The sequence below is a fragment of the Citrobacter sp. MGH105 genome (assembly GCF_001037485.2).
Taxonomy (GTDB): Bacteria; Pseudomonadota; Gammaproteobacteria; order Enterobacterales; family Enterobacteriaceae; genus Citrobacter; species Citrobacter portucalensis.
In genome coordinates this window covers 3247753-3263517 of record NZ_CP073048.1, presented here as the reverse complement: position 1 = coordinate 3263517, position 15765 = coordinate 3247753, and the positions used below count along the sequence as shown (strand labels likewise).

17 protein-coding genes and 1 tRNA gene are annotated in these 15765 nt (G+C 47.9%); 11 read left to right on the top strand and 7 right to left on the bottom strand.

Translation table 11 applies throughout. The annotated features are described in order from the left end of the window. Positions 1 to 131: 131 nt before the first annotated feature. Both SK35_RS15810 and SK35_RS15805 read left to right on the top strand, forming a co-directional pair. Complete coding sequence (locus SK35_RS15810; protein WP_048214498.1) at positions 132 to 1760, top strand: ABC transporter substrate-binding protein; 1629 nt, start codon at positions 132 to 134, stop codon at positions 1758 to 1760. Positions 1761 to 1902: 142 nt separating this feature from the next. Next, a tRNA-Ser gene (locus tag SK35_RS15805) sits at positions 1903 to 1990 on the top strand. A 261-nt stretch (positions 1991 to 2251) separates the two neighbouring features. Here SK35_RS15805 and SK35_RS15800 read toward each other — a convergent pair. From SK35_RS15800 to SK35_RS15790, 3 genes are read right to left on the bottom strand one after another with little or no spacing between them, the layout of a single operon-like run. Beyond that, the gene (locus tag SK35_RS15800) at positions 2252 to 3694 is read right to left on the bottom strand and encodes a glucosyltransferase domain-containing protein (RefSeq protein WP_048214497.1); all 1443 of its coding nucleotides are present in this window, start codon (positions 3692 to 3694) and stop codon (positions 2252 to 2254) included. A gap of 1 nt (position 3695) precedes the next feature. Then, positions 3696 to 4619, bottom strand: coding sequence for a glycosyltransferase family 2 protein (locus tag SK35_RS15795; protein WP_048214496.1), 924 nt, complete (start codon positions 4617 to 4619; stop codon positions 3696 to 3698). Beyond that, on the bottom strand, positions 4616 to 4978 hold the full coding sequence (locus tag SK35_RS15790) for a GtrA family protein (RefSeq protein ID WP_048214495.1): 363 nt from the start codon (positions 4976 to 4978) through the stop codon (positions 4616 to 4618). Before SK35_RS15790 ends, SK35_RS15795 begins: the two co-directional genes overlap by 4 nt. 200 nt (positions 4979 to 5178) lie before the next feature. Between SK35_RS15790 and SK35_RS15785 the strand changes: the two genes are divergently transcribed. The 4 genes from SK35_RS15785 (at position 5179) to SK35_RS15770 (ending at position 8534) form a co-directional block, all read left to right on the top strand. Further along, positions 5179 to 5538 carry a YcgJ family protein gene (locus tag SK35_RS15785; RefSeq protein WP_156174764.1) on the top strand — a complete coding sequence of 120 codons (360 nt, stop codon included), beginning with the start codon at positions 5179 to 5181 and terminating at the stop codon, positions 5536 to 5538. 162 nt (positions 5539 to 5700) lie between these two features. After that, on the top strand, positions 5701 to 6408 hold the full coding sequence (gene deoD, locus SK35_RS15780) for a purine-nucleoside phosphorylase (protein WP_048214493.1): 708 nt from the start codon (positions 5701 to 5703) through the stop codon (positions 6406 to 6408). A 38-nt stretch (positions 6409 to 6446) separates the two neighbouring features. Continuing rightward, positions 6447 to 7601, top strand: coding sequence for an MFS transporter TsgA (gene tsgA / locus SK35_RS15775; RefSeq protein ID WP_048214492.1), 1155 nt, complete (start codon positions 6447 to 6449; stop codon positions 7599 to 7601). A 96-nt stretch (positions 7602 to 7697) separates the two neighbouring features. After that, entirely contained in the window at positions 7698 to 8534 is an 837-nt protein-coding gene (locus tag SK35_RS15770; RefSeq protein ID WP_032942924.1) for a nucleoside-specific channel-forming Tsx family protein, read from the top strand. Positions 8535 to 8581: 47 nt separating this feature from the next. Here the strand turns inward: SK35_RS15770 and SK35_RS15765 are convergent, their stop codons facing one another. From SK35_RS15765 to dsbA, 4 genes are all read right to left on the bottom strand, one after another. Next, positions 8582 to 9268 (bottom strand): Crp/Fnr family transcriptional regulator, encoded by a 687-nt coding sequence (locus tag SK35_RS15765; protein WP_048214491.1) that lies wholly within the window; start codon positions 9266 to 9268, stop codon positions 8582 to 8584. Positions 9269 to 9389: 121 nt separating this feature from the next. Continuing rightward, positions 9390 to 9683 (bottom strand): chaperone modulator CbpM, encoded by a 294-nt coding sequence (cbpM, locus tag SK35_RS15760; protein ID WP_003832033.1) that lies wholly within the window; start codon positions 9681 to 9683, stop codon positions 9390 to 9392. Beyond that, positions 9683 to 10603 (bottom strand): curved DNA-binding protein, encoded by a 921-nt coding sequence (cbpA, locus tag SK35_RS15755; protein ID WP_003832035.1) that lies wholly within the window; start codon positions 10601 to 10603, stop codon positions 9683 to 9685. Before cbpA ends, cbpM begins: the two co-directional genes overlap by 1 nt. Positions 10604 to 10808: 205 nt before the next feature. Next, entirely contained in the window at positions 10809 to 11432 is a 624-nt protein-coding gene (gene dsbA / locus SK35_RS15750) for a thiol:disulfide interchange protein DsbA (protein ID WP_048216334.1), read from the bottom strand. A gap of 396 nt (positions 11433 to 11828) precedes the next feature. On the opposite strand from dsbA, the gene SK35_RS15745 reads away from it, so the two are divergent. The 5 genes from SK35_RS15745 (at position 11829) to SK35_RS15725 (ending at position 15711) form a co-directional block, all read left to right on the top strand. After that, positions 11829 to 12233, top strand: coding sequence for a VOC family protein (locus tag SK35_RS15745; protein ID WP_079934909.1), 405 nt, complete (start codon positions 11829 to 11831; stop codon positions 12231 to 12233). Positions 12234 to 12303: 70 nt separating this feature from the next. Next, positions 12304 to 12666 carry a hypothetical protein gene (locus tag SK35_RS15740; protein WP_008784315.1) on the top strand — a complete coding sequence of 121 codons (363 nt, stop codon included), beginning with the start codon at positions 12304 to 12306 and terminating at the stop codon, positions 12664 to 12666. A gap of 48 nt (positions 12667 to 12714) precedes the next feature. Continuing rightward, a complete protein-coding gene (locus SK35_RS15735; protein ID WP_048214489.1) occupies positions 12715 to 14595 on the top strand; it encodes a cytochrome c biogenesis protein CcdA in 1881 nt (626 codons plus the stop codon). Beyond that, positions 14592 to 15215: a DsbA family protein gene (locus SK35_RS15730; protein WP_008784317.1), complete on the top strand. Its 624-nt coding sequence runs from the start codon at positions 14592 to 14594 to the stop codon at positions 15213 to 15215. The genes SK35_RS15735 and SK35_RS15730 overlap by 4 nt, the downstream gene beginning before the upstream one ends. After that, a complete protein-coding gene (locus SK35_RS15725) occupies positions 15205 to 15711 on the top strand; it encodes a protein disulfide oxidoreductase (protein WP_048214488.1) in 507 nt (168 codons plus the stop codon). Before SK35_RS15730 ends, SK35_RS15725 begins: the two co-directional genes overlap by 11 nt. Positions 15712 to 15765 lie beyond the last annotated feature (54 nt).

The following is a 15765-nucleotide window of genomic DNA, read 5'->3' as shown; positions in this document are numbered from 1 at the left end:
GATGTTAGCACTGTATGTGCAAAAATGTCAGATCGCTATCTACCAGGTAACTGAAAAATATTGCGTTATTCCTGAATCTCTTTGACAGTGACAGCGGTGTCTACATAAAACAGAGCAATAAGGTAAAGGGAATGATTCAACATAAATCGAAGATATTGACGTTTACGCTGTTGGCTGTCTGTTTGATGTCTATAAACGGCGCGGCGAAGGCGGCAAATGTTCCCGCAGGAACACTACTGGCAGAAAAACAGGAACTGGTCAGAAACAACGGCAGTGAGCCGGCATCTCTGGATCCGCATAAAGTTGAAAGCAACGTTGAGTTTAATTTAATCAGCGATATGTTCGACGGTCTGGTTGCTGTCAAGCAGGATGGGTCTATCGAACCCCGTCTAGCCGCGTCCTGGGAGAATAAAGGCAACACTGTCTGGACCTTCCATTTACGCCCGGGCATAACCTGGTCAGATGGATCTGCTATTACCGCACAGGATGTCGTCTGGAGCTGGCAGCGTCTGGTCTCGCCGCAAACGGCTTCACCTTATGCTTCGTATCTGGGCAACATGCACGTTGCGAACGCGGTTGATATTGCCCAGGGGAAAAAAGATCCCGCCACGCTGGGAGTCAAAGCCCTGGATGATACCACGCTGGAAATTACCCTGACGCAACCGACGGCGGCGTTTCTGGCGATGCTGGCGCATCCATCTCTGGTCCCGCTGGATAAAGTGTTGATAGGTCGTTTTGGCGATAAGTGGACCCGGCCAGAGCATTTTGTCAGCAGCGGGCCGTACAAATTATCGCAGTGGGTGGTTAATGAGCGCATCGTTGCCGAGCGTAACCCACATTACTGGGACGATCGGCATACGGTTATTAATAAAGTTACTTATTTGCCTATTAGCTCAGAGTCGGCTGACGTAAATCGCTATAAGGCCGGTGAAATCGACATTGTGTATAGCGTACCGGTTAACCAGTTCGCGCAACTGAAAGAAACAATGGGGGATGAACTGCATGTCTCGCCTCAGCTTTCAACGTATTACTATCAGTTCAATACAACCCGCGCGCCGTTTAATGATCCGCGCGTGCGCCGGGCGCTGAATATGGCGTTGGATAAAGACATCATTGCGCAAAAGGTGATGGGGCAGGGGCAGCGAGCAGCGTGGGTTATCAGCCAGCCGGAAATAGGTGGGGTGAAACTGCATGCGCCGGAGTATGCGTCATGGCCGCTCGAAAAACGTATTGCTGAAGCCAAAAAACTGCTGGCTGAAGCCGGTTTTGGTCCTGAGCATCCGCTTAGCTTAAATCTGCTCTACAACACCTTCGAAACGCACCAGCGTATTGCGATTGCCGCATCGTCGATGTGGAAGAAAAACCTTGGCGTCGAGGCGAAGCTGCAAAATCAGGAATGGAAAACCATGCTGGACACTATGCACACCGGTAATTTTGACGTCGTGCGCTATGCGTGGATAGCCGACTATGATGATGCCTCAAGTTTCCTCAATATCTTCCGGACCGGTGATAGCGAGAACACCACCAAGTACAGTAACCCCGCCTTTGATGAAGCGATGCGTAATGCGGCGAAATCAAGTTCACTGGAAGAACGCGGCAAATACTATCAGCAGGCTGAAGACCTTTTAGGTGAGGATGTGCCCGCGATTCCGGTTTACCACTATGTCCGCACGCATCTGGTGAAGCCGTGGGTGGGGGGATTTGCGCCGGATAACCGGGGAAATTACTACACCAAAGATATGTACATCAAAAAACATTAAGTGCTATAGCTGGTATTCGTGCTGAATAAATGGTCAATCTGTTGTTATTTCAGTCGATTAACAACATTTTGGCTATTTTTCAGGCAAACGAACACATTGGTGCTTTACAGGTCCGTTCGGGATGTTTATAGTGCGCCTCATTGGAAGCGTGGCCGAGCGGTTGAAGGCACCGGTCTTGAAAACCGGCGACCCGAAAGGGTTCTAGAGTTCGAATCTCTACGCTTCCGCCAAACATGAAAAGGGGTTACCGAAAGGTAACCCCTTTTTGCTTTTGAGAAAGATTTAAAACAGGGTGTCGTGAATGTCGGTGGTGCTGAAGCGCATTACATGCTCTATATTTGGCAAGTAAACTGAATAACGTAAGCAGCTATCATATACTCCAACGCAGCCTGAGTGAGCTATGGTAATCCCTGATATCACTTGAAATGACTGGTGTAGAAACTTCTTCAAAAACAAAGCCCTCCACATTTAGGTGTGAGGGCTTGTAATCGTTAATTGTTAAATTTACCTAAGTAGACGATAGCGGTGTTATCTGAGATGAATAATGAATAATATTCATTAGATGATACAGGTTTAATTCCTTTGTTAATCATATCTGCAAATTGATTTTTGCTTTCATTCACATCAGTATAACCATGTCGTGTTTGTGTTAATCCTTTATTGATCAATTGAAAGGACGCTAAGAATTCAGTGGCTGGGAAAACGAAGTAACCTATGAGCGGTTTGCTCTCTACTATTAGCTTTGCTCTTTCATTTATATTTAATTGACCTACAGTACCAATAGATACGATGTTTTTATGATTGGCAATATCTTGCGCAATCATGTTAAAAACAAAATCTTCGTATTCTTGTTGTGATTTCATTGTGTTGCTTAGTTGAGCACTAAAAGCAAGTGAAGCAATAACCGGTATCAATGCTGCATATTTAAAGCGTGGAGCAAAATGCATAATGGGTATAGCAATTATAACCAATATGACTGAAAATGATACTAAGGTACGGGGGAGTACCGGTGCATCCTGAAGTAATATAGTTGGCCCCATAAGAGATATAATGAATATTAAAAAAGACAATCCACTATACAAAATAAAGGATACTATACTCCCTATGTTTGTGCGATAAGAAATGAGCATAAACACCAGGCTAATTAGTATCGGAATAGCAAAGTAAATGTAAACAGGGTGGTAAAAATATGAAAGGGTTATTGCTTTTAAAGAGGTTAATGTTCCGATTAGGTGCTCAAATCCTCCCTTATCCAAAGATATTAACTCTGAGCGCGAGTTGTGTTTTGGAGAGAAGAAAATCATGTAGATAAGATAAAATGAGATAAATAAAATTGTTTTTTTAAATAAAAATATTACCGATTCTTTGATATGTGTCTGTTTTTTTATTGCGATAATTATTACGTCAACAGCCAGCAAACCGATGAAAATATTTGCACACGGTTGATACAATGTTAAGGATAATACACCCGCTATCAACTTTATTGCTATCTCTAGCGTCAAGTTTTTATTTTGGTATGTATATGCCACTACAGCCACGAAAAAGGAAATAGACATTCCCAGGCTATCGTATCTATAAGCGATATTTTGCAGGATAAATGGGTTGAATATTAAAAGTGCGGCAACTATTTTAGCGTTAGGTACATCTGATTTAATCAAATGTTTACTAAGTGCAAGTGAAGATGCTCCTAAGAGAATGCAGGACGAGATCATGGTATAAGGAAATAAATCTAGATTGTAGTGGCCACTTGCAGAAAAAATTCTTGCTATAACATCCGCAAAAGGTCGACCTAAACCTCGCCAGCCGTAGTTTCCAGTGATCGATCTGTCTAAATCATCTCTATAATATATTCCAGCTTGAATTAGAGGGTAAATAAATAGGAGAGCCAGTCCTGAATAAATAAAAAATAATTTTTTATCGAATTTAGAAAACATGTTAAATCCCATCTTGTTTTTTAACTATGTAGCGCGGTCTTTGTTTGGTTTCAATATATATTCTACCTATGTACTCCCCGAGTACACCGATTCCAATTAACTGAATACCGCCCAGGAAAAGAATTGAAACAATAATAGATGGATATCCCGCTACCGGATTGCCCCAAAATATTTTGTCTATAATCATCCATGCGCCGAATAAGAAGGATAAAGTGGCGACAAAAAAACCAATGTAAGTCCAAATTCGGAGTGGGAACGTTGAAAAACTGGTAATACCTTCGAGTGCGAGATTCCACAATTTCCAGCCATTAAACTTTGATTTACCGGCTATGCGGCCTGCTCGAGTGTACTCCACTACGTCAGTACGACCTCCCACCCAGCTAAGAACACCCTTCATAAAGAGATTACGTTCCGGCATGAGTTTGATATTTTCTACGACATCGCGGGACATGAGTCTGAAGTCACCAACGTTCTCTTCGATCTTCGGGTCGCTTATTTTATTGTGCAATTTATAGAACCATTCAGCGGTTTTTCGCTTAAGTTTGCCATCTGTAGAACGGTCCGCACGCTTTGCCAGTACAATATCTGCACCCGATAACCATTTATTTATCATCAAAGGAATTGTTTCAATTGGATCCTGTAGGTCGACATCGATTGGGATAACGGCTTCTCCAGTGGAACATTCCAGGCCTGCAAATATGGCGGCTTCTTTTCCAAAATTACGTGTGAATGAAACGGGAACAACGAGCGAATCAGATAAGGCAAGGGCATTAATAATTGATTCTGTAGCATCTTTGCTACCGTCGTTGATAAACACAATTTCAACATCGTACTTTTTTAGTTCTTCGTATCCTCGCACCGTCTTGTAGAAAATAGGTATTGTATCTTCTTCATTGAAGACTGGCACTATCAGAGAAATTTTCATTTCGGATCCCTAAAAACAACAAATTTAGAGTATACAAACCCACATACTAAGCTGATTGAGGAGAACTCAATCAGCGTTATGAGTGGGGAAATATTAAAGCGATCGGAAATCTGACCGGAGATGAAACTCAACAACCCCATAAAACCAACAAACAGTATGTATCCTCTGCTGGTGGCTTTTGCATTGAAGGTGAATTTTGCATTAGCAAAAAATGAAAATGTTACTGCGCATAAGAATGCCACTACATTGCTCACAGCTTGGTCATTTTTCATGATGTACACCATGATGCCGAACACGGCCCAATGCAATGCCGTGTTTACGATTCCGACGGAAATGTAGCGAGAAAGTAGTTTTATCATGATTAAAAACGCTTAACAGGAAGAAAGGGAGTTTAACATTGATGTAAAACCAGATCGACATGTTGACGCCAGTCAGCGCAGTAAGCAGATGATTAAGGGGCTGTGAATGCCACAGCCACGTCATCTGTAAGAATAGGTTGCCGAAAGCCCCCGCTTTTTGCTTTATACTTTTGGCGCAAGTCAGCTGATATAAGGAGATTATGATGATAAAAGTTGGCACCTTGCTGGCGCTAAGCATTCTGTCATTGTCGGCGTACGCAGCAACGACTGGGCTAAACAGTCCAGCGCCGGGCGTATTGTGCGATAAAACCATCTGTGCCGATGAACACGGTTTGTCGGTGGCGTTGACCACGAAATATCTTGGCAAGCAGCAGGGCGAAAAACTGGCAGCTGCCGGACAGTTCGATACCTCGGCTTTTACATTCCGCGGTGGCCTGTTTTGTGACACCAACGAACGTTTGTGTCGGGATGACCGCTATTTCGGCACCGACGGTAAGCGCAGCGGTAAAATAAACACCCATTACACCGCGTTACTGTTCGGAAAGGTCGACAAGCCCTGACAATCTCTGACGTGTCCCCAGCCTGTATTGCGGGGGCACTACAACACTAACTCTCAAAAATGAGAGGCCGATCCTCTGAGCAGGACTTTTGTCCTCAATCACCTCACAAACGTCTGGTTACAATCCCTGCATATCTTCAATACCCATAATTCAGGAATTGTTATGACTGCACATATTAATGCCAGGCCAGGTGATTTCGCGCCAACCGTTATTATGCCGGGCGATCCGCTCCGCGCTAAATTTATTGCCGAAAATTATCTAATGGATTACCGCGAAGTCACCAATGTACGTAATATGCTGGGTTATACCGGTTTATATTTTGGGCAACCTGTTTCGGTGATGGGACATGGAATGGGCATTCCTTCAATGACGCTTTATGCCCATGAACTGGTACATGATTTTGGTGTGCAAAGAATTATTCGCGTCGGCAGTTTAGGGGCAACACAACATCATGTCAAAATGCGCGATATTATCCTGGCCGTCGCCGCCGGAACGGATTCAGTCACAAATTTAAAACGTAGCGCAGGCTATGCGATGGCAACATCCGCCTATTTCCCATTATTGCAGCAGGCGTGGACGCTGGCACAGAAGGCCGGTATCGATATTAAAGTCGGCAATGTGTTCAGCGGCGATCTTTATTACGATCCTGACGAAAATTTAATACCGGCATTGGAAAAGTTCGGTGTGCTGGGTGTAGATATGGAAGTAGCAGGCTTATACGCTTTAGCGCATCAGTTTAATATTGAAGCGCTGGCTATTTTAACTGTCTCCGATCATTGCCTGACCGGTGAAGAAACAACCGCAGAAGAACGACAATTGACCTTTAACAACATGATTGAGCTGGCACTAAATACGGCTGTTACCGCTTAGTTCCGGCTTTTAATTGAACCAATCAGAGATGGCATTATATGAAGAATAAAATAGCACTTACGCTGATTAGTTTTCTGGCAAATTTTATTATGGCAGGGTTTGCCAGTCAGTTCGGTATGCTAATCGAACCGATTGCAGTACGCTACGGTGCCGATGTGAATACCGTTGCTTCGATATTTTCGTTGCTCAATGGTGGAGCATTAGCCGGCACCATCGCCGCCTTTTTCCTGATTGAGAAAATCGGTGTGAAGCGTATGACGCTCATTATCTATTCGATAGTGTTCCTTTGCGCTCTGGCAATGCATTTAAGCCCTGGTTTATGGCCTGTGATGGTCGCCATGACCCTGGTGGGTTTTTGCGGTGGGATCGGTCTGTGCGTGGCGGGAACGATTGTGGTATCGGTCTGGCAGGATCGTATTCAAAGTACGATGCTGGTGGTGCAGGACGCCACTTTCAACGTTGCGGGCGTGGTTTTTCCGCTGATCACGACCTTCGCCCTGACGCACAATATGTCGTGGAGTTACAGCTATCTGAGCGTAGGTATGGTGGCCTTACTCACGCTGGGCGTTGTAGCACTCACCCGCTTTACTGCCTGCGAGGCGGCTCCCACGGCAGATCGGACAGACAAGGTAAAATCGGAGTGGAATCCAGGGATCATCAGCGGAGGCATTGGCCTGTTCTTAGGTATGCTGGCGCTGTACACCTTCCTGACCTGGGCACCATTATTTGTGAAGAACAAATTTGGCATTCCCTTTGAAGAAGCAGGAAATATTATTACGCAATACTGGGGCGCTGCACTGGTCGGGGCATTAGTATCAACCGTCATTGTTTCTCGGGTGAAGATACATTATTTTCTGCTAAGTATTATTTTGCTGGCTAGCATTATTACCACAATTATCGTCACGAAGGATAATATCTCCGGGCTTGATTATCTGGCCTACAGTTACGGGTTTGTCTGTGCTGCACTGTATAACTCATTTATTGCCTACGGTGTTTCTTTCGTGAAGCGCGCGAGCAGTCAGAACGTTTCTTATATTTTAATTAGCGGCAGTGCCGGGGCCATGTTTAGTCCGGCGATTAGCGCGCTCATGGAAAAAACAATGGGATTGCAGAAAATTATGTACGCAATACCGGTGTTGTATTTAATTATCTTTGTCATGTTGATGGTGACATTAAAACTCAAGCGTAATTAAAAGCACTAATAACACTTACCTCTTTAATTAAATAGCCAGTCGCCACACTATTTATATGGTGGGGCGATACTCAACCTTACTCAAAGGAATTGAAAAATGCTGAAGAACAATAAGTTAATGATTAAAAAAACAATCCTGGGTGCAGTAGTGACAATGAGCTGTATGCAAGCATTCGCAGCTGACTATACTGATGGCAACATCCGTAAAAATGATTTTAACTGGATGCAGATGAACTTAATGCAAAGTGTGGACGCGAAAGTGCCATATGGTATTCGCAATGACACCTATCTGGAACTGGAGTTTGGTGCACGCTCTGGCATTATCGATCTGTACGGTTATGTGGATTTCTTTGATATTTTGGATCGCGAGCAGGACGATCGTCATGGGGGGGATAACTTCTTTGCCAAGATATCTCCGCGTTTTTCCCTGGACGCTATTTTTAATAAAGATTTATCCGTTGGGCCGTTTAACGAATTCTATATTGCAACGGTAAATAACATTGGCGACCGGGAATTATTTGAACATTACGTTGGCCTGGGTACAGATGTGAAGGTCCCGTGGTTTGGTCTGGTGGGAATGAACATCTATGCGCACTATGTTCGTGAAAACTACGGTGCGGATAACGAAGGAAAGTGGGATGGCTATATGTTCTCGACTAACTGGTCGACGCCATTCTATACCTTTGCCAACGGCAGTTATCTGAACTATCAGGGGTACTTTGACTACCAGTTCGCCGCGAATAAGATTGCTAATCAACCGTTATACAGCAATAACGCAATTGAATGGTATAACGGTATCTACTGGCATTCAGAGCATTATGCAGTCGGTTATGGCCTGAAGTATTTCCGTAACATGGCATTGATGGAAAACCACGGCGGAGCAGGGCGTACCACCGGGCTCGGTCACTATTTCAGCCTCACCTATAAGTTCTGATTGCGCCGAAATGACACACCAATATTCTGTTAACGAGAGTTGGTGTGTCAGTCAATGATGTCATTGCCGAGAAATTTACGCAGCCCATCCAGATCCTTAATTTCCAGTCCTTGCTTCGTTCGCGTTACCAGCCCGGCATCCGTCAGCGCTTTAACCGCCCGCCGATAGACCCGGTCGGTTGTGCCGAATCGCTCAGCTTCCTGGTATTTTTTATGGAAACCATCCATCGGCTGCTTGTTCTGATGCTGGCGATACAGGTCATACGCCACGTTATGTACGATAGGGTAGAGCATCCGGTGCAGGAAGATTTCCAGCATATCCTGATAATCAATCGCCATTGCACTGGCAAAAAATATCGCCAGTCTGGGGTGCTGATTCAGCGCTTCTTCCAGACGGTCACAGCTGCACACCGCTACGGTCAATGGTTCTTCCGCGACGATATCTAGCTGGCAGTGATACCCGGTAAAAAACTCCATTTCACCAAAAAGCTGCTCGTCGCATTCCATGGCGCCCAACTGGAATCGGCGGCCATTCTCCGCGCTGTAACGCAGCGAAATTCTTCCGGATTGCACCATGATCAGTCGATCGACAACCTGTCCCTGGCGGTATAGATACTCATCTTCCTGGATAATCTGCGTTTCAGAGAGCAGTTCCTGAAATATCTTCTCAATCAAGGCATCATCCTGCTGCCAGATGTTGTGAAAACGACCTTTCGTGAGGGGTTTAAGCTGCATGACTCAACGTCTTATTGTTTAAGATAATTCTTATCTCAGACTGTATGCCATCTGCTGGGCAATGTCATTAAGAGCGCGGGGCGGATAATAAAAGGACCAGCACTATGCTGGTCCTGACACACTACGGATGGCTGATAAAGCGAGACAGGCGCTGGCGCAGCAGGCGGTTTTCCTGGCGTAACTGAGCGTTCTCCTCCAGCAACGTCAGCGCAACGGCAATCCCTGGCCAGTCAAGTTCCAGCTCCTGACGCAGACGCACCGCGCGACGCATTACTGTCAGCGCATGATCATCAAACGTCTCGTCTTCATGGGGTTCTATCACCCCTAAGCCGACAATCTCATGCAGTTCTTCTTCTGATACACCGGTGTACAGACAAAATTCGGTAATGGTAAAAGTGACGGTAACGTTAGCCATTATGCTTTCCCCCACTCTTTGCGCGGATCAAAGGTCTTTTGTGCATCCGCCAGTTGTTGCCACAGGGCGGCACTGGCGTCGTCAGGTTTCGGTGGCATGACGATCTTGATCACCGCATACAAATCGCCGGTATGTTTTTTACTTACCAGACCCTTGCCCTTAATGCGGAGTCGCTGGCCGGCCTGACTGCCTGCAGGAATGGTCAGCAGGATGCTCTCTTTCAGCGTCGGAACGGTTACTTTCGCACCCAGCGCAGCTTCCCACGGCGCGAGGGGAACGACAACTTCCAGATCCTGATTAACAATATCGAACAGCGGATGCGGCGCAATATGAATCACCAGCCACAAATCACCGTTCGGTCCACCGTTTTCGCCGGGGGTACCCTGGCCTTTCAGACGGATACGCTGACCGTTACCGACGCCAGCCGGAATTTTCACATTCAGCGTTTTAGGAATTTCTCGTTCTACCATGCCAAACGCATTATAGACTGGCAGGTTGTAACTGATAGTGCGGCTATGCTCAGTAAGCGTTTCTTCGAGGAATACGGCAACTTCAATTTCAATGTCGTGCCCGCGGCTGGCAGGGCGCTGGCGCGACTGGTGCGCACGCTGGCCAAAAATGGAGGAGAAGATATCGTCGAAATCTTCGGCGCTGTAGCTTTGATTCTCTCCTTGCTGGAATTGACGGCTGAACTGTGGGTCGTTGCGGTGCTGCCACAGCTGGTCGTACTCGGCGCGTCGCTGCTCATCACTCAATACTTCCCAGGCTTCTGCAACCTCTTTAAACCGGGCCTCCGCATCAGTCTCTTTGCTGACATCTGGATGATATTTACGGGCGAGTCGACGATAGGCGGTCTTGATTGTCTTGAGATCGTCTGTCGGTTTCACGCCCATAATGGCGTAATAATCCTTTAATTCCATAGCGTTCTCTCGTGTAAATCAACACTTGCAGAAGGTGAAACCTGACAACAGGTATCACCGCTACTTTTAGGGTAATCCTGATAACGGCGTATGCCAACCGGGAAGGGAGGATATTGCGATAAACGATGCAGGCATTGCACCACCAACAGCGCAGTTGAGGTTACGTCATCTGTTGTGTGGTGCGAAAAATGAGATTAGCTAAACATCAGGATTTGCTTATCAGGAAGCGGACCGTATCAGCATAGTTTTGCACGAATGCATTAAGGTCATCTGACTTCAGTCCTTTTGGATTGATCATATATTTTCCGTTGATAAAAATGGCGGGCACACCGGTTAAATCAACTGCCTTCGCCATTTCTTGCTGCTTAGCGGTCAGTGATTTCACGGCAAAGCTATTCCATGCCGCATCATAATCACTGGCGCTGACGCCCGCGCTGATAAATACGTTACGAATATCCTCCGCTGTTTTAACGGTTTGTTTTTTCTGAACGGCATCAAAAAGCAACGGCTTAACTTTATCTTGTACGTTCAACAGCATGGCGACGGACCAGGCGTGGGTCATGTCTTGCCCCAGCGGACCTAAAAAGTCGACGTGGTATTCGGTGAGTTTGACATCTGCAGGCAATACTTTTTTCACGTTATCAGTGATTTCAAAAACTTCATCGTACTGATAACAGGAAGGGCAATAGAATGAGAAAAACTTCAGTGCGGCTGGAGCGGAAGCGACAGGTTTTTCCAGTGAGATATACTCTTTGCCGTCGGTAAATGATGCTGCCTGAGCGCTAACTGTAAAAAGTAACCCAATCAGGGGTAATAAATATTTTTTCATTTCCATATACTCTAAATAACATTTAATAAACAAATTATCTGCTAATGAATACGTTATTCATTGCGTCTGAATATAATAAGGAAATTCTCTGGAAATGCGCTGACCCTTACTTTCATTTACGCATCAGTACGTGGTGGGCATTATCTGTGTGCTGTCATGGAAATATCTTTTGGCATTCTTCGTAAATAGTGAATGATAACTTGCGTGATATTTTCAGGGGTGTTTTTAGCAATGTTATAGTGTAATAAATAAAGGCGGGAATATGATTAATTATCATTTCGTTTTTAAAGCGTGAATTACAGGTTGTTGCGTTAAGTTCTGCAAATAACTCCGTAGATTTTCTTTTTCTTGTCGCGCGTGAATGAATAGGGTAAGTGTCAGAGATGAGCAACCCAAATGGATATCGCTATGATCGACCACCTGGATCACCTGGTACTAACCACCAATCATGAAGAGGCTTGCGTTCGTTTCTATGTCGAGCTTTTAGGCATGAGGCTGGAAACCTTCGCGCAAGGTCGGAAAGCCTTCGTCTTTGGCAATCAGAAAATCAATCTCCACATTCGGGGAAAAGAGTTTGAACCCAAAGCCTACGCGCCAACGCCGGGGGCGCTGGATTTATGTTTTATCACCACGCGTACGCTGGAAGAGGTGATGGAGACGTTTCAAACCCACGGGGTCGAGATTATTGAAGGGCCCGTTGCACGTACCGGAGCGACAGGACCTATTCGCTCGGTGTATGTCAGGGATCCCGATCTCAATCTGATTGAAATCGCGGTATATCCAGCAGATGGCAGGACATAACTTTACAGCGTAAAGGTTGCCAAAACCTGGCGAGTGGTTAAGATAACTCGCATCAATGAGTGAGGGTATAATGGCGAAACGTCAACGGATGGGATGGTGGTTCCTCTGTCTGGCATGTGTTGTGGTGATGGTTTGCACCGCACAACGCATGGCGGGCCTGCACGCGTTGCAGATGGACACCGCCGTTACAAGCGTTGTCGCCAGCGCACAAGTGCAGACCGATGAGGCCTCACCCGTTACCCCTTGTGAACTGAGTGCGAAATCATTACTGGCTGCGCCACCAGTACTGTTTGAAGGTGCTATTCTGGTGCTGTGCCTGCTGCTGTCGTTGCTGGCGCCAGTGCGGGCGTTTCGTCTACCTTTTTTCCCACCGCGAGCCATCTCGCCGCCCACTCTCCGGGTGCATCTCCGATTTTGCGTCTTCCGTGAATGACAGAACAGCCGTTGCTGACTGTTAGATAATTATTCACGGAGAAAAACTATGATGACTGTTTTCAGGCAGGCACTGCTCTGTCTGTTATTGCTATGGCTGCCCGTATCCTGGGCGGCTGAACCCGGCTGGCTGCGTTCACCCGATAACGATCACGCCAGCGTGCGGTTACGCGCTGATACGTCCGCTGGCGGTGAAACCCGTCTGCTGCTGGATGTCAAACTGGAGGACGGCTGGAAAACCTACTGGCGTTCTCCGGGCGAGGGGGGCGTTGCGCCTGCTATCGCCTGGAAAGGGGAAATGCCCGCGGTCGACTGGTTCTGGCCAACCCCTGCTCGTTTTGAGGTCGCCAATATCACTACCCAAGGGTATCACGATAAGGTGACGTTCCCGATGGTGGTGCGCGGCAGATCGCCCGCCACGCTTAGCGGCGTTTTGACGCTATCCACCTGTAGCAACGTTTGCCTGTTGACGGATTTTCCTTTTTCCGTGATGCCCACAGCCCAGGACCCGACTTTTGCACATGACTATGCTCAGGCGATGGGACAGATCCCACTTGCCAGCGGCCTGACCGATGCTCTGAGCGCTGGCGCACGGGCGGGAGAGTTAGTCGTCGAGGCTCGCCGTGCGGGAGGCTGGACTGAACCAGGGCTGTATCTGGATGCTGTTGATGATGCGGATTTTGGCATGCCGCAAATTCATGTTGAGGGGGAGACGTTACGCGCTACGGTACCTGTACATGACGGTTGGGGAGAAGGCGCGCCGGATCTGCGTGGTAAGTCAGTCACGCTGGTGCTGGCAGATAACGGTGTTGCCCAGGAGAGTCGTCTTGCGATTGGCGAAGCCCCGGTTGTTGAGAACGCCTCACTCCCACTGTGGCAAGTGGTGCTCATGGCACTGCTGGGTGGTTTGATCCTCAATCTGATGCCCTGTGTGTTACCGGTTCTGGGCATGAAGCTGGGCTCTATTTTGCTGGTCGAGGAAAAAAGTCGTCGCCAGATCCGTCGTCAGTTCCTCGCATCGGTAGCCGGAATACTGGTCTCGTTTATGGCACTGGCGCTATTGATGACGGTGCTGCGTTTAACCAATCAGGCCCTTGGCTGGGGGATCCAGTTTCAGAATCCGTGGTTCATTGGCGTCATGGTGCTAGTGATGCTGACGTTCAGCGCCAGCCTGTTCGGGTGGTTTGAATTCCGACTCCCTTCTGCGATGACCACCACGCTGGCGACTCACGGCGGCAACGGACTGTCGGGACATTTCTGGCAAGGTGCATTTGCGACACTGCTTGCCACGCCGTGCAGTGCCCCGTTTCTGGGAACGGCGGTGGCGGTAGCATTGACCGCTTCGCTGCCGACGTTGTGGGGATTGTTTATCGCACTTGGGCTGGGGATGAGCTTACCGTGGCTGCTGGTGGCCCTGCGTCCCGGTCTGGCGCTGCGTTTGCCGCGGCCAGGGCGGTGGATGAATATTTTGCGGCGTCTGCTTGGCGTGATGATGCTGGGTTCGGCTATCTGGCTTGCGACGTTGCTGCTCCCACACTTAGGGTTTAGCGGACAAAGTAGCGCTAAAGAAAGCGTGAACTGGCAACCGCTAAGCGAGCAGGCGATTGAGGATGCGCTGGCGCAACATAAGCGCGTGTTCATTGACGTCACAGCCGACTGGTGCATCACCTGTAAGGTAAACAAATACAACGTGTTGCATAAAGAAGACGTACAGGCCGCATTGCAACAGCCGGATGTGGTGGCGCTGCGCGGCGACTGGACACTCCCTTCTGAAGCTATTACCGAATTTCTAAAAAAACGCGGCCAGGTTGCTGTGCCGTATAACCAAATTTATGGCCCCGGTCTGCCGGATGGCCAGGCGTTACCCACGTTGTTAACCCGCGATGCGGTACTGCAAACGTTGAATGATGCCAAAGGAGTAACCCCATGAAAATGATGATTGTTCTGTTGTTAACCCTGTTTTCTGCCGTCAGTATCGCGAAAGAGCCTGCGCCGTTTACCCCGGAACAGGAAAAGCAAATTGAAGCATTAATTCAGGAAGCCTTGTTTAACGATCCCAACAGCCCGCGGATTGGCGCGAAGCAGGCGAAACTGACCCTGATAAACTTCACCGATTACAACTGCCCATACTGCAAGCAGTTGGATCCAATGCTGGAAAAAATTGTGCAGAAATACCCTGACGTGGCGGTAGTGATTAAACCGCTGCCGTTTAAAGGTGAAAGTTCGGAACTGGCGGCGCGGACCGTGCTGACGACATGGCATGAGCATCCGCAACAGTCCCTGGCATTACATGAAAAATTGATGCAGAAGAAGGGCTATCATACCGACGTCAGTATCAAACAGGCGCAGGAAAAAGCGGGGGCCAGTCCGGTGACGTTGGACGCCCAAAGTGCTGAAACGCTGAGCACTAACCTGCAACTGGCGCGACTGGTGGGGGTGCAGGGAACCCCCGCAACGATTATTGGTGATGAACTTATTCCCGGCGCGGTACCGTGGGAAACCCTTGAGGAAGTGGTAAAAGAAAAACTGGCGGCGGCCAATGCTCAGTAAACTGCGCCGCTGGTTGCGCGAAGGGCTGATCTTACTGGCGCTGTTGGCGGGGGCAATGCTGCTGATGGATGCCTGGCGCGCGCCGCAGCTCCCTGCCTCCTTTGACAGCACGCCTTTACAAACACTGGATGGTGAAACCGTCACGCTGGCGGCGCTCAGCAAAGACGAGCCGGTGTTGCTTTATTTCTGGGCGAGCTGGTGCGGCGTATGCCGCTTCACGACGCCGGAAGTCGCCAGGCTGCGTTCAGAAGGGGAAAATGTGATGACCATTGCGTTACGTTCCGGAAATGAAGCTGAGGTATCTCGCTGGCTGTCGCGTAAAGGCGTGGACTTTCCGGTCATCAATGATGCGAACGGGGCCATTTCCCGCAGTTGGGCAATCAGCGTCACGCCAACGCTGGTGGTGATGTCACAAGGTCGGGTAGTATCAACCACCAGCGGCTGGACCAGCTACTGGGGCATGAAACTTCGGTTGTGGTGGGCGAAAACGTTCTGATAAATGTGCCGGGGAAACCCGGCATTTTTTATGGCGTCGCCCTCCCCAGGAAGG